At 54.3% G+C, this 21106-nt stretch carries 18 protein-coding genes and 1 tRNA gene; 11 read left to right on the top strand and 8 right to left on the bottom strand.

Going from position 1 to position 21106, the window contains the following annotated elements:
- Window positions 1-232: 232 nt before the first annotated feature.
- The 4 genes from D5270_RS10450 to tsaA all read left to right on the top strand — a co-directional run bounded on the left by D5270_RS10450 (window position 233) and on the right by tsaA (window position 5550).
- The gene (locus tag D5270_RS10450) at window positions 233-2671 is read left to right on the top strand and encodes a glycogen/starch/alpha-glucan phosphorylase (RefSeq protein ID WP_166544055.1); all 2439 of its coding nucleotides are present in this window, start codon (window positions 233-235) and stop codon (window positions 2669-2671) included.
- An 84-nt stretch (window positions 2672-2755) separates the two neighbouring features.
- Entirely contained in the window at window positions 2756-4657 is a 1902-nt protein-coding gene (locus D5270_RS10445; protein ID WP_243150320.1) for a glycoside hydrolase family 13 protein, read from the top strand.
- 41 nt (window positions 4658-4698) lie between these two features.
- A tRNA-Arg gene (locus D5270_RS10440) sits at window positions 4699-4775 on the top strand.
- A 100-nt stretch (window positions 4776-4875) separates the two neighbouring features.
- A complete protein-coding gene (gene tsaA, locus D5270_RS10435) occupies window positions 4876-5550 on the top strand; it encodes a tRNA (N6-threonylcarbamoyladenosine(37)-N6)-methyltransferase TrmO (RefSeq protein WP_166544054.1) in 675 nt (224 codons plus the stop codon).
- On the opposite strand, the gene D5270_RS10430 is transcribed toward tsaA, so the two are convergent.
- The 5 genes from D5270_RS10430 to aroD are packed head-to-tail and all read right to left on the bottom strand — an operon-like array spanning window position 5544 to window position 10963.
- Window positions 5544-6293 (bottom strand): ABC transporter ATP-binding protein, encoded by a 750-nt coding sequence (locus tag D5270_RS10430; protein ID WP_166544053.1) that lies wholly within the window; start codon window positions 6291-6293, stop codon window positions 5544-5546. The genes tsaA and D5270_RS10430 overlap by 7 nt on opposite strands.
- Complete coding sequence (locus tag D5270_RS10425; RefSeq protein WP_166544052.1) at window positions 6290-7330, bottom strand: FecCD family ABC transporter permease; 1041 nt, start codon at window positions 7328-7330, stop codon at window positions 6290-6292. The genes D5270_RS10430 and D5270_RS10425 overlap by 4 nt, the downstream gene beginning before the upstream one ends.
- A complete protein-coding gene (locus D5270_RS10420) occupies window positions 7299-8204 on the bottom strand; it encodes an ABC transporter substrate-binding protein (RefSeq protein WP_166544051.1) in 906 nt (301 codons plus the stop codon). Before D5270_RS10420 ends, D5270_RS10425 begins: the two co-directional genes overlap by 32 nt.
- Window positions 8179-10206, bottom strand: coding sequence for an AAA family ATPase (locus D5270_RS10415; RefSeq protein ID WP_166544050.1), 2028 nt, complete (start codon window positions 10204-10206; stop codon window positions 8179-8181). The genes D5270_RS10420 and D5270_RS10415 overlap by 26 nt, the downstream gene beginning before the upstream one ends.
- Entirely contained in the window at window positions 10199-10963 is a 765-nt protein-coding gene (gene aroD / locus D5270_RS10410) for a type I 3-dehydroquinate dehydratase (RefSeq protein ID WP_161473227.1), read from the bottom strand. Before aroD ends, D5270_RS10415 begins: the two co-directional genes overlap by 8 nt.
- Window positions 10964-11154: 191 nt before the next feature.
- Here aroD and D5270_RS10405 point away from each other — a divergent pair, with 191 nt between their 5' ends.
- Window positions 11155-11538: a type II toxin-antitoxin system PemK/MazF family toxin gene (locus tag D5270_RS10405; protein WP_161473228.1), complete on the top strand. Its 384-nt coding sequence runs from the start codon at window positions 11155-11157 to the stop codon at window positions 11536-11538.
- A 44-nt stretch (window positions 11539-11582) separates the two neighbouring features.
- On the opposite strand, the gene D5270_RS10400 is transcribed toward D5270_RS10405, so the two are convergent.
- Window positions 11583-12650, bottom strand: coding sequence for a CCA tRNA nucleotidyltransferase (locus tag D5270_RS10400; RefSeq protein ID WP_161473229.1), 1068 nt, complete (start codon window positions 12648-12650; stop codon window positions 11583-11585).
- Between the two features lie 91 nt (window positions 12651-12741).
- Between D5270_RS10400 and D5270_RS10395 the strand changes: the two genes are divergently transcribed.
- Window positions 12742-13236, top strand: coding sequence for an SEC-C metal-binding domain-containing protein (locus D5270_RS10395; protein WP_161473230.1), 495 nt, complete (start codon window positions 12742-12744; stop codon window positions 13234-13236).
- 45 nt (window positions 13237-13281) lie between these two features.
- On the top strand, window positions 13282-14112 hold the full coding sequence (locus D5270_RS10390) for a sugar phosphate isomerase/epimerase family protein (protein WP_166544049.1): 831 nt from the start codon (window positions 13282-13284) through the stop codon (window positions 14110-14112).
- 821 nt (window positions 14113-14933) lie between these two features.
- Here the strand turns inward: D5270_RS10390 and D5270_RS10385 are convergent.
- The gene (locus D5270_RS10385; protein WP_166544048.1) at window positions 14934-15878 is read right to left on the bottom strand and encodes a hypothetical protein; all 945 of its coding nucleotides are present in this window, start codon (window positions 15876-15878) and stop codon (window positions 14934-14936) included.
- Window positions 15879-15901: 23 nt separating this feature from the next.
- The gene (locus tag D5270_RS10380; protein WP_166544047.1) at window positions 15902-17122 is read right to left on the bottom strand and encodes an AAA family ATPase; all 1221 of its coding nucleotides are present in this window, start codon (window positions 17120-17122) and stop codon (window positions 15902-15904) included.
- Window positions 17123-17591: 469 nt separating this feature from the next.
- On the opposite strand from D5270_RS10380, the gene D5270_RS10375 reads away from it, so the two are divergent.
- The 4 genes from D5270_RS10375 to D5270_RS10360 all read left to right on the top strand — a co-directional run.
- Window positions 17592-18257 carry a response regulator transcription factor gene (locus D5270_RS10375; protein ID WP_166544046.1) on the top strand — a complete coding sequence of 222 codons (666 nt, stop codon included), beginning with the start codon at window positions 17592-17594 and terminating at the stop codon, window positions 18255-18257.
- Complete coding sequence (locus tag D5270_RS10370; RefSeq protein ID WP_166544045.1) at window positions 18254-19351, top strand: sensor histidine kinase; 1098 nt, start codon at window positions 18254-18256, stop codon at window positions 19349-19351. Before D5270_RS10375 ends, D5270_RS10370 begins: the two co-directional genes overlap by 4 nt.
- A 135-nt stretch (window positions 19352-19486) precedes the next feature.
- Window positions 19487-20923 (top strand): ABC transporter permease, encoded by a 1437-nt coding sequence (locus D5270_RS10365; RefSeq protein ID WP_166544044.1) that lies wholly within the window; start codon window positions 19487-19489, stop codon window positions 20921-20923.
- A 13-nt stretch (window positions 20924-20936) separates the two neighbouring features.
- On the top strand, window positions 20937-21106 hold a 170-nt coding region (locus D5270_RS10360; RefSeq protein WP_166544043.1), incomplete at its 3' end, for an ATP-binding cassette domain-containing protein.

Below are 21106 nucleotides of genomic sequence, written 5' to 3'. Positions count from 1 at the left end.
GCTCCCCGGTGGAATCATTTGGTGATTTTGACAAATTTCTCATTGCCCGGAGCATTATGGGATATTGCAGTTGCTTTTTTTTAGAAATTAGTGTATAATTCATATATCTCACCCGAACAGCAGGTTGAGATACCCTTCCTTTTCCACATATTATACTATAATTTTGAGTTTGTAAAGTTTAGGTATTGGGAATTTATTTTGAATTTATTATTCAATATGGAGGCATGGTTTAATGAATTACTCGTTATCGGTCCCGCAGATTAAGGAGGCAGTAAAGGATAAGCTGTCCCACACCTTCGGGGTCTCGCTGCAAAACGCAACCAATGAGGAATACTATAAGGCGGTAGCCCTGATAGTCCGGGAGATGATGGCTAAGGGCCGCGCCGAGTTCCAGCAGAACGCCATGCGTACTGAGACTAAACGCATATACTATCTCTGCATGGAATTCCTGCTGGGCCGCTCTCTGAAGAACAACCTCTATAACCTGGGTCTTGAGGAAAACATGCGCGAGGCCCTCTCGGAGTTCGGCATAAAGCTCGACCATCTCTATGAGCAGGAGCCCGACGCCGGCCTTGGCAACGGAGGCCTCGGGCGTCTTGCCGCGTGCTTCTTAGACGGCCTCGCCACCCAGGGGTATCCGGCGATGGGATACTCCCTGCGGTACGAGTACGGCCTATTCAAACAGAAGCTGGTGGACGGCTGGCAGACCGAGCTGCCGGACTTCTGGCTGCCCGGGGGCTCCGTATGGATGCAGGCTGTGCCGGACAACTCCGTTGAGGTGCACTTTGACGGCCATATTGAGGAGCGCTGGAACGACCAGTACCACGCCGTGAAGCATAAGGACTACACCACCGTCACCGCTGTGCCATACGATTTGTATGTATCCGGCAAGGACGGCCGGGGCATAAGCCTTCTGCGCGTCTGGAAGGCCGAGAACAACCAGTTTGACATGAACCTCTTTGGCGGCGGCAACTATATGCGCGCCATGGAGCAGCAGACCATGGCTGAGGTCATTACAAAGGTCCTCTACCCTGAGGACGACCACGCCGAGGGCAAGCTTCTGCGCCTGACCCAGCAGTATTTCCTGGTCTCCGCCTCTGTACAGGATATAATCAGAAGGCACCTGTTTGCCCACAGCAACCTGGACGAGCTGCCGAAGCTCGCGGCAATACACCTGAACGATACCCACCCGGTGCTGGCTATCCCCGAGATGATGCGGGTAATGCTGGACGAGTGCGGCTACGACTGGGAGAGCGCCTGGGGCATAGTAAAGCAGACTGTGGCTTATACCAACCATACGGTCATGAGCGAGGCTCTGGAGTCATGGAAATGCGATTTGGTGAAAATGCGCCTGCCCCGTATCTACCAGATAATCGAGGAGATAAACCGCCGCTTCTGGGAGGAGATGAAGTACAGGGGAGTGGACCACGGAAAAATAGCGCGCATGGCCCCCATAAGCGACGGCTTTGTAAAGATGGCGAATCTTGCCGTTATCGGCTCCCACAGCGTAAACGGCGTGTCCGCCCTACACAGCGATATCCTGAAGGACGACCTGTTCCACGACTTCTATGTGGAGGAGCCCCAGAAGTTCACAAACGTCACCAACGGCATAGCCCACCGCCGCTGGCTGAACCAGAGCAACCCGAAGCTTGCCTCCCTTATTACCGAGCTTATCGGGGAGGACTATATCTATGACGCCGACAAGCTCTCCGAGCTTTTGAAGTATAAGGACGACAGATCCGTGTTGGAGCGCCTGCAGAAGATAAAGCGGGAGAATAAGGAGCGCCTTGCAAAGCACCTTCAGCGCACCCAGGGCCTGGTGGTGGACCCGGATTCCATCTTCGACGTGCAGGTAAAGCGCCTGCATGAGTATAAGCGCCAGCATATGAATGCCCTGTCAATACTTGCCACCTATCAGTGGCTGCTGGACAATCCCAACGCGGACTTTACCCCCCATACCTGGTTCTTCGGGGCCAAGGCCGCGCCCGGGTACTATTTCGCCAAGCAAATCATACAGTTTATAAGCGCCCTGGCTGATACGATAAACAACGACCAGAGAGTAAACAGCAAGATGAAGGTCGTCTTTGTTGAGAACTACTGCGTTACCTGGGCCGAGACCCTCATCCCCGCCGCCGAGATAAGCGAGCAGATATCCCTTGCGGGCACCGAGGCCTCCGGCACCAGCAATATGAAGTTCATGATAAACGGAGCCATTACCCTGGGTACTCTGGACGGGGCAAACGTGGAGATACACGAGACCGTGGGCGACGAGAATATCCTGCTCTTCGGCATGACCGCCAGCCAGGTGGAGGAGGTCAAGCGCGCGGGGTATAACCCCATGCAGCACTACCAGCACGACAACCAGATGCGCAGGGCGCTGGATGCTCTGAACCACGGCATAAACCACAAGAACTTCAGCGATATCTACAGGGCTATAATCCAGCAGGACCGCTATATGGCCCTTGCGGACTTCCAGTCCTACAGGGCGGCCCAGGACCGGGCGGTCTCCCTCTACCACGACAAGGAGCGCTGGAACCGTATGTCCCTTGTGAACATCGCCGGAGCAGGCCGCTTTGCCGCGGACAGGGCCATCAGGGACTACGCCGGGAACATTTGGCACGGCTCACCTGTGCCCCCGGAGAAGAATCTGGCCGCAAAGATTGTGCTGTAAATTTCAATGATATATAGGGGAGGGGTCCCGCGCCCCTCCCCTCTTAATGGATAGCTTTTCTAATGTTGTAAGGAGGAGTTAATCATGCTGTTTAATTCACGCGACCCTCGGTACCGCTTCCCCACAGGGGCTGTAGAGGCGGGCAGGCCCATACACTTCCGCGTCACTCTGCCAAGGGAGCTGTCATGCTCCGCGGCGCGGCTTATAGTGGAGCCGGAGAACGAGCCCGCCATACTCTGCGACATGTTCTGGTGTGGTATGAACGGCGAGGAGGAGGAGTGGTGGGAGTGCGACTTCACCCCTAAAAAGCGGGGGCTCTACTTCTACCTTTTCGAGGCCAGCACCTGCCGCGGGGTACAGCGGCTCTCAAGGGGAGAGCACGGGCGCGCTATCTTTGGCGGCACCTACCGCTGGCAGCTCACCGTGTATCAGGAGGGCTTCAAAACCCCTGACTGGCTGGAGGGGGGGATTATGTACCAGATATTTCCCGACAGGTTTTATAAGGCCGGGGGCGATAAGGAGAATGTACCCGCGGGGCGCACCTATCATGAGGACTGGTATGAGCAGCCGGACTGGAGGCCCAACCATGAGGGGCGCATTACAAACACTGATTTCTATGGGGGCGATTTACAGGGTGTGCGGGAGAAGCTGCCCTATTTAAAGGACCTTGGGGTTACCTGCATATACCTTAACCCGGTGTTTGAGAGCCACTCCAATCACCGGTACGACACGGCGGATTACCTGAAGATAGACCCGCTGCTTGGAAGCGAGCAGGACTTTCGGGAGCTGTGCGAAAGCGCCCGGGAGCTGGGAATCCGGGTGATGATAGACGGCGTTTTCAGCCATACCGGCAGCGACAGCGTGTACTTTAACCGGGAGGGCCGCTATGAGGGCCCGGGGGCCTATAACTCCGCAGAGTCTCCCTACTATAAGTGGTATAACTTCAGAAACTGGCCCCATGAATACGACAGCTGGTGGGGCTTTGACACCCTGCCCAACGTGAACGAGACCGAGGAGAGCTATAACCTTTTTGTGAACGGAGAGGACGGCGTTGTGCGCCGGTGGCTGAGGGCCGGGGCCTCCGGCTGGCGGTTGGATGTAGCCGACGAGCTGCCGGACCTATTTATTGACCACCTGAACGAGGCCGCCAAGACAGAGGACCCGGAGGCGCTGGTGCTCGGGGAGGTCTGGGAGGACGCGTCCAATAAGTCAGCCTACGGCGTGCGCAGGCGCTATCTCCTTGGGGGACAGCTGGACAGCGTGATGAACTACCCCTTCCGGGACGCTATCCTGGGCTTTTTGCTGGGGGGCGACCCTGCGGCCTTTGCAGAGGCCGTTGAGAATATAGTGGAGAACTACCCACGCCCCTGCCTGCGGCTCCTGATGAACCATATCGGCACCCACGACACCGAGCGGGCCATTACAGTGCTCGGCGGCACTCCTGCAAACGGGCGCGGAAGGGAGTGGCAGAGCGGGAAACATCTGAGCCAAAGGGAGCGGGAGATAGGCCGTGAGCGGCTGAAGCTGGCCGCTATAATGCAGTATATCCTTCCGGGAGTACCCTGTATCTATTACGGCGACGAGGCAGGACTGGAGGGCTACCGCGACCCCTTTAACCGTGCCTGCTACCCCTGGGGCCGTGAGGACCAGGAGCTTATCGGATGGTACAGGAGCCTGGGCAAAATGCGCCATGAGCACCAGGAGATACTTGCCCGGGGCGGCTGCCGGGTCCGCAAGGCCGAGGGCAACCTTCTGGTGCTTGAGCGCTTCATAGTGCGCGGCGCGGAGGGGGAGGACTGCGCCTTTAGAGACAGCCTGATGCTGATAATCAACCGCAGCGAGCGTCCCCAGAGCATTCTCTCCCTATCCCTGGACCTCTCCGACGCAAAGCCGGTGCTTGGGGAAAACCTGGAGGGCGTGCGGGTACTGCGCCCGTACAGCTGTGCGCTGCTGAAATTTCGTAAAGAAATACAAACTACCCCTTGACAAAATGAGCGAGAGGCGCTATAATTAGGAAGTTGAGACAAGCGCCAGTAGCTCAGCTGGATAGAGTGTTTGACTACGAATCAAAAGGTCGGGGGTTCGAATCCCTTCTGGCGTGCCAACGCAAGGACGGATATTTCGATGCAGACAGTGTCGAAGTATCCGTCCTTTGATTTTGCCCGGACTTATATAGAGGAAATCAAATAAAGGAGGGTATCCGCATGAATATCGAGCCCATTGCCCATATAAAAACCGACTTCCCGGAAAAATTCGGCGTGCCGCGCCAGAGCGGAGTGGCAGCCGCGCTTCGGGGGAGGGTGGTGTTCGAGCCTGAATACAGGGCTCCTGAGGCCTTCAGGGGCATTGAGGGCTTCTCACATCTTTGGCTTTTATGGCAGTTTTCCCAGGTACCGGAGGGGAAATGGTCTCCCACTGTCCGTCCGCCGAGGCTTGGAGGCAACCGCAGGGTGGGGGTATTCGCCAGCCGTTCACCCTTTAGGCCCAACCGCCTGGGCCTCTCCTGTGTGGAGCTGGAGAGGGTGGAGCTAAATGGCCCGGAAGGGCCTGAGCTGGTTGTGTTGGGGGCGGATTTGGTGGACGGCACGCCGATTCTTGACGTGAAGCCATACCTGCCCTCTGCGGACTGCATAGAGGGGGCCAGGGGAGGCTTTACAGACTCGGAGCCCTGGGAGCCCCTCAGGGTGGATTGCCCGACGGAGCTTTTGGAGCTGGTGCCGGAAGGTTCACAGGAGGCGCTGCTGGCGGTGCTTGAAGCGGACCCCCGCCCCCATTACCATAGGGACCCGGAGAGGGTCTACGGCATGGGCTTTGCGGGGGTCCAGGTGAGGTTTACGGTGGGGGAGGGCGTACTGCGGGTAGTCGGTATCGGTCAGTAGAATATTATCTGCTCCCTGCCGTCTATTGCAACAACGGACTGCTTTACACCGAAGGCCTTTGCGGCAGCCTCCCGAACCTCGCCGGGCGTGCCGAAGGCCTGGAGCTTTCCCTCTGCCATGACGGCTACATAGTCGCTGTACCCAAAGGCCAGGGGCAGGTCGTGGAGCACGGTTAGGATAGTCTTGCCCCGGGAGTTCAGCTCACGTATAAGCTCCATCACCTGGTTTTTCTGGCCTATGTCCAGGTAGGTGGTGGGCTCGTCCAGGAGTAACGCTCCGCTGTCCTGGCAGAGGGCCATGGAGATGTAAGCCCGCTGTCGCTCGCCGCCGGAGAGCTCCCTGAGCTCCCTGTGCCTGAGCCCGTATGCATCCGATTGCCGCAAGGCCTCATCTACCAGCCTGCGGTCCTGTATGCTGAGCACCTTACCAGGGCCAAGATGGGGGTAGCGCCCGTAGGCTGTCAGCCGCTCAACCGTCACAGAGGGCACCTCCCTGGTCTGTGGCAGCAGGGATATGAGCCGCGCCAGCTCCCGGCGGCTGTATGAGCTTATGGGCCTGCCCTCCAGCAGCACCCGGCCGCTGCCGGGCCGCAGGAGCCCGCAGGCTATCAGCAGCAGGGTGGTCTTGCCGCAGCCGTTTGGCCCTACAAGAGCGGTCACCCTGCCCTTTGGCGCTGTGAAGCTCACGTCGTGCAGGACTTCACGGCCCGGGTAACCGGCAGAGACATGCTCAAAGCTTATCATAGCCGCCGCCTCCTCTCCCGCAGCAGCAGCGCCAGGAAGAATGGGCCTCCCAGAGCGCTGAGCAGTATGCCTACCGGCAGCTCGTATGGGGCGAATAAAATGCGGCTCAGAAGGTCGCAGAGGGTCACAAAGCCCGCACCCAGCAGGGCGGCGGCCGGTATGAGCACCCGGTGGGAGGTCCTGGCCTCGCCGAAAATCCTGCGTACCATATGGGGCGCCAGGAGTCCCACGAAGCTTAGAAGCCCTGAAAAGCTCACCGCGCAGCCGGCTAAAATACAGGAAAGGATTATCAGCCCAAAGCGGGCAAGGCCTACATTCATGCCAAGGCTTCTGGCAGAGGCCTCCCCGAGCCCCAGCAAATCCGCCTGCCCGGACATGGGCCAGGATATGATTAGCGCCGCAAGAATCATGGCCCAGGCGGGGGAGAGGTCCTTTAATGATATGCCGGAGAAGCCGCCTATGAGGAATGTGCTGCCGTTATACAGGGTGTCGGGGTAGAAGGTCTTCACGGTGTTTATCCCGGCGGTGAAAATGCTGCTGACGGCAACGCCGCTTAGTATTATAGTCAGCCTGCCTGTCCCGGCTGAGACGGCGCAGACTAAGAGCACGGCAAACAGGGCACCGAAAAAGGCCCCCAGCTGGGCAGCGCCGCGCACTCCGGGCAGTATGGCTATGGCGAGGAAGGTGAAGAACCCGGCCCCGGCGTTTACGCCTATGACGTTTGGAGCGGCAAGGGGGTTGTTGAGCACAGCCTGTATGAGCATACCGCTTACGGCAAGGGCCGAGCCCGCCAGCATTGCCGCAGAGACCCTTGGCAGGCGCACATATAGGAGTATGCGGCTCTGAGGGGAGCTGAAGTCCCCGGATATGGCCCCGGCAAAAGCGGCGGGCAGGTCTATTATAGTTGACCCCAGGCTCACGCCGAGAATGCCGCATAAGAGTACAAGGACTGCCAGCAGCGCCAGCTTTGCGCCCGCAGGCAGCCCTTTTTTGATTTCTTCCCACTTACTCACTGAGGAGCTCCCCAAGATACTCATAGCTCTCCCCCCAGCGATGGTTGGGCTTATAGTGGAAAAGGTCCTTGGGCAGCACATGGAAGCGGCCCTCCTTTATAGCCGTAAGGCTATCCCAGGCGGGGTTTGCCTCTATCATGCCCTCAAGGAAGCTGAGTGCCGCTTCCTCCTTGCCCATGGTGGTGACGAAAATATAGTCCGGGTCCGCGTCTATAACCTCCTCAAGGCTCAGGTCCTCCAGCATGGAGGGGTGTTCGTCTGCAATATTCTGGCAGCCAAGGTCCAGAAGTATGGCCCCGGCTAGCTCGTCGTCGGTCTTTGCCTTTATGCCGGTGGAGAAGGCGCGTATGAGGAGCACCTTGGGGCCGCCGCTCTCAAAGCCGTACTCTTTTCTCACGGACTCTATCTGCTCTGCGGGCTTGTCCACATACTCCTTTAAAAGCTCCCCCCGGCCTGTGTGCCGGCAGAAGTCCCTCATCATCTCCGCGTAGTCCTCAAAGGTATCGACCCTATAGCCGCTACAGGTTATGCCGGCGTTTGTGAGCACGTCTGTCATGTCCACCTGGGCGGCAATGTCCTCTGAGAATATCACCAGGTCCGGCTCCAGGGCGATAATAGCCTCGGTGTTGGGCTCCTTCACGGTGCCTATAATCTCCGCGTCCCCAACGTCAAGCTTGCGCTCATTTACAGCGTCGTCAGTAACGCCCACAAGAGTCCCCCCTGCCAGCAGCCAGGCCTCGGCGTAGGAGCTGTAGAGGCAAACCACTCGGGAGTCCCCGCTGAACGCAGGGGCGCTCTCCACCGAGGGGCCGGGGCCACCGCCGCAGGCGGCGAGGGTGAGGCACAGCATAAGGGCCAGGGATAAACAGCGCTTAAATGTCCTTAAAAAGCTCGTCATAATTCTCCTCCACATTAAAATCCTCGGGCAGCAGCAGTTCCAGGTTCCGCTCGGACTCCTGGGCGCGCATATTTCTTCTGGAGCAGGCTATGACAGCCGCCTCAACAATGTTCCGGGCCATGCGCCCGTTGCCGTTGACCCTGGAGTCGCCGGATATCTGCTGGCGGGTATAGTATTCAATAAGAGGCCCGTGGCAGCTTGGGTCCAGCCTATAGCCCATCCGTGAGGCAATGCTGCCGGTTATCTCCAGAAGCTCCCCGGGGGTATAGTCCGGGAACGGGATTATATTCGGGAAGCGTGAGCGAAGGCCGGAGTTTGCCGTTAAGAACTCCTCCATCTCCCTGGAGTACCCGGCAAGTATCACCACTAGCTGGTCTCGGTGGTCCTCCATGCCCTTTACAAGGGCGTCTATGGCCTCAAGGCCGAAGCTGTCGTCACGGCCCCTGTAGAGGGAGTAGGCTTCGTCGATAAAGAGCACCCCGCCCATGGCGGACTGTATGGCCTTCTGGGTAAGGGGGGCGGTATGGCCCACGTACTGGCCCACAAGGTCGGCCCTGGTGACCTCCACAAGCTGACCGCCGGAGATAGCACCCATGGCCTTGAGATATCTTGCCACTATCCTCGCCACGGTGGTCTTGCCGGTGCCGGGGTTGCCGGTGAATATCATATGCATACTGGGCGTCTCGGCCTTCATGCCGCGCTCTTTTCTCAGGCGCTGCATACGGAAATTATCCTCGAGGGAGAGGACATACTCCTTCACATTCTTAAGGCCGGTTATTTCTGAGAGCTCCTCCTTCACCGCAGCAAGCTCAGCGGCGTTCCGGGTATCGGCAGGGCTGCTGGGCATTATTCTGCCCTGGATAACACTGCTGTTATACTCGACATAGAGCCCATCTTCGCCTGATTTTAGGACGGCATCCACGGGCCCAAGGGACCGGCGCAGCTTCTCCTCGCTCATGGCCTTATACAGGACGTCCGCGGCTGTGCCTATAGCCGCGGCGCCCTGCTCGCGGGTGTACTTTAAGGCGAGGGCTTCGGCCTCGGGCCTGCTGAAGCCAAGGGTAAATGAGAGCTGCCTGCCCGCCCGCTCCCTGAGCTCACCTAAACGCAGTTCAGCTATATCAACTAAGCTCTCACGGGAAAAATCCCCGGTGGACAGCACGTCGTCGAGCCCCGCCATGAACACACTGCCAAAGGCTACGCTGAGCTTTAAAGGGTCGGGTCCGGCCAGCAGGAACAGGTACTTGCCGCCCACCGACAGCTGTGACACGGCCCCGGGGGCCAGTGCCGAGCCCACGTCTATCAGGAGGCCCTTCTGCTCGGCGTAGCGCCCGGGAAGGGGCACGCTGCCGGTGCTGAAGGCCGCGAGGACCAGGGGCAGCACAGAGGGGTGGCATTTCTGATAGTTCACAAAGACCAGGGAGGCCGCGCCGCCCTTGAGGGCGGTGAACAGGTCCTGTATAAATAGCTTCTCCGAGCCGGGCGCGCTGTATGCGGACAGGTCGATATGGGAGGTCTTAGGGGTCTTCAGCACCCCCTGCCGCCCCAGGGAGGCAGTGAAGGACTCCACGGCACTGCGCCGCCCGGTGCCGTCGCCGCCTAAGAGGGCAGCCCTGCACAGTGGGAGATGGTCCGGGGAGCCGGCTACAAAGGGGCGCTTAAAGGCCAGCAGCAGGCTGTTTACAAACTCCTCCTGACCCAGCACAGCGGAGAGGACCTCTGCCCTGGCCTTCTCAAAGGCGGCGTCAAGCTGGTCCGCCCCGCCGGAGTTATTGGACACCTGGGGGGTGACTCCGTCACTCTCCAGGTGCCGCTCCAGGTCCGCCATGTCTGCCTGCATACGCTCTATGCTCTTTTGCAGTGACTGGCTCATATCCTCCTGAGCCCGCTGCACGGCCTCAAGGGACTTCTCGGCCTCCTTGGCGGCGGGGCTCTTTACGTTCAGCCTGCCCCCGCGGAACATTGAGTTTAAAATTGAATCTATATCGTTTCTGTCATTCATACTCTGTTATCTCCTTTATAAGGCCGCGCCCAAGAATGTCCAGCATATTTTTAAGCTCAGCAGCACCCAGCTGTCCCGGGGCCGAGGGCTCTGTCCCCGCGCCGAAGGTTATGCAGGAGCCGGTGAGGCTCCCCGCGATTCGGCTGAGACGGCCTGTATCTCCCATGCTCATGGTAATCACCGGGCCGATACTTGAGGAGGCCTCCCAGCTTGCGGACATCAAATCAAAGAGGTCCGCGGGGGAGCCGGGGGAAACCGCCAGCTTGGGCAGGTCCGCGCCGAGCTCGTGCATATGGGTGAGGGTATCTATCATCTCCTGCTTTGGAGGGGTGTCAGTAAAGCTGTGCTGGGATATCACAACGGCAAGGCCCTTATTGTGGGCGGCTTCTGTGAGCTCACTTACTATATCGTCACCGGCCGAGAGCTCGATGTCTATAAGCTGGAAATACTCATAAAGGCCTATCAGCTCCGAGACCCGGCCGGCATATTCGTCTGTGGAGATTATGGCTTCGCCCCCCTGGGAGCCGGTGCGGATAGTGCAGAGCAACGGGCGCTTTGTAGTCTTGCGGCAGACCTGGAGGGCCAGGGCTATGTCCCCGGAGTAATAATCCAGCCGGAGCTCATACAGGTCCCCGGGGAGGGCCTCGCAGCGCAGGAGCTGGGTGGAGAGGGAGGCTATGTCCCTGGCGGTCAGGGGGATACATATTTTTGGAGGGCCCTGGCAAAGGCCAAGGGCTTCAATAAAAGAAGTTGTCATAGGCTTACCCCTTTATGGTTTTCGGATATATATTTATTTGGCGAAGTACAGTTACTCATAGTATACTTGCCCCGGGGGAAAAAGTCAACAAGCGGGTGGGCGGCATAGAATGAAAGGGAAGTTACCTGATTAAAAGCTTCCCAAGAGGGCAATAATATCCGCGACAAAATCTTTTTGGAGAGTGAAAAGCCGTGAACGTACACAGAGGAGATATTTACTATGCCGACCTGAGCCCGGTGGTGGGCTCGGAGCAGGGGGGCGTAAGGCCGGTGCTCATCATCCAGAACGACGTGGGCAACCGCTTCAGCCCCACAGTGATAGCCGCAGCCATCACCAGCCAGAGGGACAAGGCAAGTCTGCCCACTCATATCGAGGTGGACGCCCAGGGCAGCGGGCTCATAAAGGACTCGGTGGTGCTCCTGGAGCAGGTCAGGACCCTTGATAAGCACCGCCTGAGGGAGAAGATGGGCCGCCTGGACCAGAACTCCATGGACCGGGTAAACCAGGCGCTGTCCATCAGCTTCGGCCTTGGGGGCCAGGACCCCCGGGGCAATGAGCCGCCCAGATTCAGTTAAAGCAAGCGAAGGGCAAAACATAGGGCCTCCAAAAAATGGGGGCTCTACATAATTTTTTTGGCATAGTTAAGCAGCGTATCGCGCTGGTTTGGGAGCTCCCCGGAGATAACGCTTTGAAGAAGCAGCTCAAGAGCCCTGCCTATATGGGGCCCCGGGGAGTACCCCAGCCCGATAAGGTCACCGCCGGAGACAGCCAGCTCAGAGACGCTGAGCCCCGCCCTATGGAGGCGCTTTGAAAGGCTCTCGTCCGCAGGGGTAAGGGGAAGCTGCCTTATGAGCCGGAGTATCTGAGCTGTCTCCCGGTTTGAAAAGCGCAGCCGGGACAAAAGTTTCCGGGAGGTATCGGGGGGACAGTCCCGGAGCAGAGCCGCCCAGCGGGGTATGGCGCATAGGGGAGCGTCTAAAAGCTTTGGAATATATGGGAGCTCAGGGAGGGCGGCAAGCATTATGGGTTCGTACCGCTCCAGCGCAGCCTGTGCCATTGGCGACAGGATGAGCTTAGTCAGCTCGGCCTGTATCCGCTCGCCGGAGAGGGTGCCTATGAGGCCTGTATTCTCAAGGGCCGCCGAGAAAGTGTCCGGCTCCAGCCTGAAGCCCAGCGCTGCCGAGAAGCGTACCCCCCGGAGTATCCGCAGGGCGTCCTCGTCAAAGCGGCGGGAGGGGCTGCCAACGCAGCGGAGTATATGCCCCTGAAGGTCCTCCTGCCCGCCGAAGGGGTCCAGCAGGCCCCGCCCTGGGTGGAAGGCCATGGCGTTTACGGTAAAATCCCGGCGGGACAGGTCGTCGTTTATGTCCCGGGAAAAGCTCACCCCGGCGGGGCGGCGGTGGTTTTCATACTTTCCGTCCACGCGGTAGGTGGTGACCTCCACAGGGCCCTGCTCCGTTATAAGGGTGACGGTGCCGTGGGCTATGCCGGTCTCTATGAGCTTTAGTCCGGGGAAACAGGCCTTTGTTTCCTGGGGCAGTGCGGCGGTGGCAATGTCCCAGTCCGAGGGCTCCCGGCAGAGTAAAGCGTCCCGGACACAGCCGCCCACGCACCAGGCCTCAAAGCCCCGGGCCTCAAGGCGGGAGAGAATTTTGTCGATATGTGGGGGAGGGATTATTTTCGGCATATTTGAGCCCCCTAACTTTATTTTAGTTTGTTGACAGCCCCGGATTACTATGCTAATATTATAATATAATTTTCCAGAGGAGGAGTATCAAGTGGCACTATTGGAGCAGTGGCGTACTTACGCGGAGGAACAGCAGAGGGAGAAGGGCGCGAAATTCTGGCAGGATTATTTCAGGCAGGAGACAGAGTTCTATAAGGCCATACTCACAAGCAAGCCCCGCAAGAGCACCGTGCAGTCCTACGCCAAGAAGTTCGGGGTGGACCTTATCACCATGACCGGCTTTCTTGACGGCATAAACGACAGCCTGAAGAACCCCAATGATTTGGAGACCATCGAGGCTGCCTCCGAGGTGAGCCTTGCATATGATAAGGAGCTGCTCTATAAAAACATGGTGGAGGCCAAGGCCGAGTGGCTCTATACCCTCCCCGAGTGGGAGCCGCTGCTCACCGCCGAGCGCCGCCAGGAGCTCTACAGGGAGCAGAAGCAGTCGAAAACCGTTGTGAAGGGCCCGAAGATAGGCCGCAACGACCCGTGCCCCTGCGGAAGCGGGAAGAAATACAAGAAATGCTGCGGGAGAGATATATAATCGCTGAAACTTATAGGATTATATCATAACATAAGGAGGGCGCGTATGCAACAGCCAGCCATAGCTACCTTTTACGACCATATTGCGGACATAGCAAAGCAGGAGGGCTGCTCTGTGCCGGAGGCGCTGAGAGAGGCCGGGAAGCTCGGCGTCATGGCCCTGGAGGTCTCATGCTTCAACACGGCTGGGCAGGCGGACAAGCTCGCAGGGGAGCTGTCGGAGGCCGGGATGGGCGTTACGGCTATGCCCTCCTTTTTCAGCTTTGAGAGCGACACGGACGTTGAGTCCCAGGCGGAGAAAATTTTTGCTGACGCCAAGACTATTGGCGCCAGGAAACTGCTGGTCATCCCCGGCTTTATCCCCGAGGGCGCGGACCGTGAGGCCTGCACCCGGCAGATAATCGACTGCACCAAGCGGCTGGGGGAGCTGGCGGACAGGGCCGGATTCGCCCTCACCATGGAGGATTTCGACAATGAGCGCTCGCCTATCTCAGACAGCTCCGGGATGCTGCGCTTTATGGACGCTGTGCCCGGGCTCACGGCCTGCTTCGACACAGGAAATTTTTACTTCGCCGGGGAGGACGCACTGGACGCCTTTGAGAGGCTGCGGGGGTGCATAGGGCATGTGCACCTGAAGGACCGGTCGCTTACCGAGGACTTTGGCACAGAGCCCCGCAAAACTGTGGACGGCTCGCCAATGCACCCGAGCCCTGTGGGTGCGGGGGTGATTCCGATGGGGGAGCTGCTGGAGAAGTTTATGGACGGCGGGTATAACGGGCCGTACACCATCGAGCACTATGGCGCAGAGCCTATGCTGGAATGCTTAAAGCGCTCTGTGGAGTGGCTCAGGGCCAGGCTTGAGGAGGCGGGCATATGAGGATACTTTTCGTGTGCCATGGAAGTACACATCCTGTCCTTAAAAATGGTTGATATATCTGAATTTTCAGTAGATGCCCCTGCAAATGTACTACCTGTTTACTACTTTTGAGGTCTGGACGATAACACCCGCCTTGGCATGATATGGACGATAAAGGGCAAGGCATGAACAGACGTGCCTTGCCCTTTTTTGCCGTTGTTGGCATTTCCGTTGTCGGATAATCCGACAACGGAAAAACCGACGTCGGAAAATCCAACGCAATAAAATATAGATATAAGTAACTAAAGACAAAATCAAGTAAAGATCAATCAATTACTCATTCCTTTCCTATCCTTTCCCCTGGCCCTCCCGTTGAGGAACGGGAGGCAAAGCCGCCGGAAGGGAATGGAACGGAAAGAGGCCAAATAGCAACAGGGGGTTATCGTGGCCGTTATCTGACCCGCAGAAACCGTACAGACGCGAAGCGGGTGTACGGTTTCTGCGGGTGCCTCAAGAGGGCCGCAGGGCCTCTTGTGTGACAGCACAGTTTCGCAGTTCAGTGGAAGCCAGGGCAGGAGCGCCGGGGTGTCGGCCTCTCGCCCTGGCTTTTTCATGCCTATTTCTACGCATTTAGAACCTTGTTTTTGAGGGTGCAGGTCAAATCGTATTACTTACTATGTAACCGCCCCATGGAAACCCTGAAAACAGACCGCTGAATAGGCCCTAAATGCGTAGGCTGGTGAATAGTTATCCTATGTCATCAGATGACTTGGAACAAACCCAGGCGCTACGCAATTACAGCATATTTCTGTCGACATTAATAAAAATATACCATGCCCTAATTAACGATAGAAATCGCCAATCGTGTCATACTCCATTAGTTGTATAATTTGAGCTTTGTGCTCGATTAATTTTTCCCATTCATCTTCTGTAAAATAATCCTTAAACTGGGTTAATATATTCATAGCAATTTGTACAGAGTGTTTTTTTGCACTTTCTGGCATAGACTGTTCCATAGTCTGCATTTTATCCGCTTGACGCATATCTTTTTTTGCAATTTTCCTCATTTTTGAATTGCTCAGGACACACAGAGTTTTTGAAATAACATCAATCATTTCGAAAGATAAATCTAATGTTTGTTGTCCTAAATCCTTATCAGTCAACGGTTTCGCACATATTGCCGTAATATAAAATGCTAGTTGCCGAAAATATAGTTCTTCACTCCCCGTGGCTTGGGCTTCTTTTACTGCTTTCCTTATGCCAGCATTTTCCTCGTCATTAGAGAACTTTAAATTGCCATTTAAATTTCTAGTAGATATACAATAGTTAGCCGGTTTTGTTACATAAAATAGTAATGCTCTAATAGCTCGTCCTAATTGTGGAAAAGAGGTAGATATTGTTCTTTGTGAATCTTCAATTCTATCAATAAGTACTTGGATTTCTTTTACTCCATCACATTTTTGTAGCCCCATATATATGGCCTGCGCTTTAAAATTTGAGGAATCCTCAGACAAAAGCCACTTGCTGAATGAATCTATGGTATATCCTTCGAACATTGGCCGAAGTTCGTTAGATATGCTTGTCCCTATTGCCGCAAATAAAGACTCTGAAAGCTGTTTGTTTAACTGCTCGCAATGGTGTGGCAGAGCAATTACTGCATCTCTTATTTTTTGATAGTCATGGTTGCGGCTAGTCATTATATATACATTAATTGCCCATATCACTGATGCTATTGCTGCAATTGCTCCAAACGCTTGAATTGCTTGAAAAAATAGTTCCCAGTTCATTTCTGCACCTCTAATCAAATAAATTATAAGTTAGTCGGCTTATATAGTCTTGCTTTTCGCTTTTTAGGTTGTCGCTTCTGTTTGGACTGTTGAATTAGCTGTGATTCATAATGGATAGAAGACATCAATACATTCACATTATCAAGACTTATATTATTAATCAACTCGCCTTTAGTATAGTAAAGACTAATAATGGCTTGGCACAAGCTATTACAATATTGCGACAGACTTCGAACCCCGGCCTCGTTAGTATAATTGTCGATCAAGTATGAAATTGCCTCTTTATCTATGGAAAACTTTAGCTTACTATCCAGACTCAAACTATTTAATCTATACTTTTTAACCAGATTTGGCCAAATATAATCTGTTACAATCTTAATCCTTTCATCATGTGTATATCCGGGCAACTCAATAATTTCCATGCGATCCTGTAATATTGGGGAAATTTCACGTAGATTATTAGCGGTTGCTATAAAAACTACTTTGCTTAAATCCACAGCAACTTCTAAAAAACCATCAGTGTATGAAGAACGATCACTATCCAATATGTCAAGCAAAACATACGCAGGATCGCCATGTTCTTTAGAACTTCCCATTTTATCAATCTCATCTAGCAGAATGACTAAACTACGAGTCTGGGCATGAATTACTGCTTCAATGATGCGGCCAGGTTTTGAATCGCTAAACATGCTGTTTGCACCACGTAAAGAAAGAGCATCTGAAACTCCGGCTAAGGAAATCTTCTCAATCTTACGTCCCATAGCTTCAGCTATTGTAGATGCAATAGAAGTTTTTCCAACCCCCGGTGGTCCAACGAGAAGTAGTACAACACCATAAGTATTTCCAACATGTTTCTGACACGCAATAAATCTCAATATTTTTTCTTTTACGGTTTCCATTCCGTAATGAGAATGATCAAGAATATTCTTTGCATCTGCTATCTGAATATCTATATAGCTATCTTCATTCCATGGGATTCTCGACAAATACATTAATTGTGTATCGCTTAATTCGTTATCTTGGGAATCCAAAAGGAAACTCTGGATTACCCTTGGTAGAGAATAAAACAACTCCCGCGAAAAAAACTTTCTAATTTTCCTCCCAAGTGTTGAATACTCATCCCCATCAGCTATTTCGTCTGATTCCATCGGCGTTTCTAATTGAGCAAGCATGTCAAGAAGTGTTTCGTTGCGTTTACCTTTCCTAACCTTATGCTGTGTGAGCAGTTCTTTTAGATTAAACATAACTTTTTCCATCCTTAAATGCTTAGTTTATGATTACGATATCGGCCCAATACTCTCAATAAAGCTAGCAAGGGAGTCTAGAAAAAGCGCGCTGTTTATAATATCAGTTTTCAGCCAGTGATTCAGATTTTATAAATATTATATCACACACATAATTCGACTTCAATACACAATCGTTTTTTGAACTTAGAAATTGCAACTATTTCAGTATGGATGAGTTGAATTTGAACATTACCTATGCCCTGATAAAAAGATGCTGGTTAAGGGTTTGGGACTATCCCAACAAGCAAAACGGACACGGCCTGACAGGGGCCGGATTTGGCCGTTTTCTGGGAGTGTGGCCACACTCCCTATGCTTGCTACGATAGTGTTCCCTACATATCGCAAAGCCCAAAACTTAAAAATTTACTGTCATTTCATACCCATTCCACATTCCAGTGCTATACTACCCTGAAAAGGGGGGACTACAATGGCGACACTACTAATTGTTGAGGACGACCGCAAGACCAACGATGCGATTTGTGAATATCTAAAGCCTGCGGGCCACACAGTCATCCCAGCTTATGACGGCGGGGAGGCGTTACAGCTTTTCCGTGAGAACGGCATCGACCTTGTTGTGCTGGATATTATGCTGCCCCACGTCAGCGGTCTGTCCGTTCTGCATGAGATACGGCGGACAAGCACAACGCCCGTTTTGATGCTTACGGCCATTGAAGACGAGTATACCCAAGTCAGAAGTTTTGACGAGCAGGCCGACGATTATATGACAAAGCCCTTTTCTATGGTATTGCTGGGGAGGCGGATCACCGCCCTCCTGCGGCGAAGTGGACAGGCCCCGTTACCCCAAACGATAACCTTTGGCGATGTGACCGTCGATTTCTCCGGCTACACCGCCAGCGACAGCGCCGGGAAAATTGACATCATGCCCAAAGAAATTGATTTGCTCCGGCTGCTGGTGGAGCATAGGGGGCTGGTGCTGACCCGTTCGCAGATTTTGGATGAGCTGTGGGGCGATGACTATCCGATCATCGACCGAACTGTGGATACCTACATCAAAAATCTGCGGAAGAAGCTGCGGCTTGACTGTATCGTGACGGTCAAAGGCATCGGCTACAAATACGAGGTACAGACATGAAACGATTAAAACTGTTTCCGAAAATCTTTCTCTATACCATGAGCATCATGCTCTTTGTCGTTGTTGTCACACATGGGCTGATCTATCTGCTTGCCCCACAGATGCAGCTTGCATTGAGTACCAAAGATGATGTCGTTGTCAGCATCAGACAGGAGCAGTTTGTGACCGAGGCAGTAGAAAAAGCCCTGCCCATCTCGTTAAGCTGTTCCCTGCTGATTTCCGTTGTCTGTTCCCTCCTGTTTTCCAAAGCGATTGCCGACCCCATCAAGAAAATTTCTGCGTCAACCGAGCAGATGATGAAATTAGACCACGGGGCGAACTGCCCTATTCATACAAAGGATGAAATTGGTACGCTGGCGCAGAACGTTAATGATCTGTACTCTAATCTGCTGTCTACCATTGAACATTTAGAACGGGAAAAAGACGCTGTGCGGGATATGGAGCGGGCCAAGGTGGACTTCCTGCGGGCGGCGTCCCATGAACTGAAAACACCTGTGACCGCATTGAACGCCACACTGGAAAACATGATTTTAGGCGTTGGGAAGTATCAGGACTACGCCACCTACCTGCCGGAGTGCAAGGAAATGGTGGAACAGCTTTCCGGGATGATACATGAAATTCTGGAAACCTCCAAGCTGAATTTGATTGCCGAAGCGCCAAAACAGGTTGATGTGTCTGAACTGCTGGCGGAACTGTGCGAACCCTACCAACTGATTGCGGCGGCACATCAAATTACATTCTCTCTTGATTTGCCGGAGCAGTTCTCCGCTGTGCTGCCTGTCGGCCCGTTCAGTAAAGCGGTGTCTAATATCCTCGCAAATGCTGTCGCTTATACAGAGGCCGGGAAAAATGTTTCCGTCTATATGGAGGGGCGCAGCCTTGTGGTCGAAAACGAGTGCAAGCCTATCCTTGACGATGAAATCCGCCGTCTGTTTGAACCGTTCTATCGTCCAGACTTCTCACGGAGCCGTGAAAGCGGGGGCAACGGTCTGGGCCTCTATATCGTGGATACACTTTTGACCTCTATGGACATTCCCTATTCTTTTAAGCCGATGAAGTCCCCGACTGGGATGTGTTTCACAATTCATTTATAAATGCGAAAAACTCCCCGGCTGGGGAGTTTTTCATTTCTACCATAATTCCATATACGTTTCATACCCATTCCACATTGGGGTGCTATTCTACGGGTGCGTTCAGAAGAACAGCACAACGATATGGAGGTATCGACTATGAGCATTTTCAAAAGGGCGTTTCTATACGTCACGCGAAAACGGGGGAAAACACTTCTCCTGTTCGCCATCCTGCTGATTATGGCAACCTTTGTCCTGACGGGCCTCTCCATTTGGAAAGCGTCGGAAGCCGCGCAGCTTGACCTGCGGCAGAGCTTGGGCGGCAAATTTGACGTTTTCGTGGATTGGAGCAACAGCCCCTATGTAGTGAAAGAACCCGTCAAAGATGAAGTGGACGAGGAAACCGGCAAAACATCAAGCAGCTTCCTCATGTATTCTACCGTACAATTTACCCCGGAGAACATTGCCGCCATCAAAGGCGTTCCCGGCGTAAAGTATTGCAGCGCAAGGCAGGACAATCTTTTGCCGTTTGATGGACTTTCCCTGTTCCCCGGAACAATCTCAACCGACGCAAAATATCAGGGATATACAAAGGCCCTGGGCGTTTGCAGCACGGAAGATGATGAACTTTTCACCACCGGCACACTGACGCTGGCAGAGGGACGGCATATTACCACCGACGATACCCATGTGGCAATCATCAGCCAGGACTTGGCGGAAAGAAACGAGTTGAAGATCGGGGACTATCTCACCGCCCACAGTTATAGCGTGCAAGAACAGAACTTTACCGGGCAGGAAATCAAGGTGCAGATTATCGGATTGTTTACCCCTCATGCGGTGGAGCAGTTTGGGGAAACCGTCACCACCTACGACAAAATCCAGAACCGTGTATTTGTGGATTTGCAGACCTCAAAGAAATTGGACGGCGGAGAAATCAACTACGGCTTTTCCGCACTCCACGTTACCATAGACGACCCGCAGGACATGGCGCGGGTGGTGGCCGATGTCAAGGCCCTGCCGGGTATCGACTGGAAGGCCTTTACTGTGGAAGTGGACAATGAAACTTACGAAAACGCCGCCGCTCCGCTGGCTACGCTGAATGAATTGGTCGTGACCCTGCTGGTGGTGATTATCGTTGTCAGCGCCATCATTCTGGCCCTGATATTGACCCTCTGGACAAAGACCCGTATTCACGAAATCGGCGTGTTCTTGTCTGTGGGTATCAGAAAATCGGCCATCATCGGGCAGTATTTGATTGAGGTGCTGCTGATTGCCGTCCTCGCCTTTGGCCTGTCCTACTTCACCAGCAACGCCATAGCGGGGCAGATCGGCAACCACCTGTTGGAGCAGAGTATGCAGACCGGGCCGGAGGACGATAACGATGTTGTTTCCGTTGCCGCCTCCGTTGAGATAGGCGCGGATAATCTCGTGCAAAAGCCCTTACCCACTGAAAACGGCATCCAGGTATCGGTTGGGCTGGATAACCTTGCCCAGCTCTACTTGATCGGATTTGCCATCATCATTGTGGCGGTCAGCGCATCGTCTATCACGGTCATGCGGCTGAAACCCCGTGAAATCTTGTCGAAAATGAGCTGAAGGAGGGACTATCATGCCTATACTGGAATTGAAAAATGTTTCTTACGCCTACGAAAAGGGCAAGGCGGTTTTGCAGAACGTCAGCGGGTCACTGGAAACCGGGAAAATGTACGCCATCCTCGGCCCGTCCGGGTCGGGCAAGACCACGCTGCTGTCCCTGCTGGGCGGGCTGGATGTGCCGAC

This window comes from Acutalibacter sp. 1XD8-36 (assembly GCF_009917525.1).
Classification (GTDB): Bacteria; Bacillota; Clostridia; order Oscillospirales; family Acutalibacteraceae; genus Acutalibacter.
This window is presented reverse-complemented; position numbering and strand designations above follow the sequence as displayed.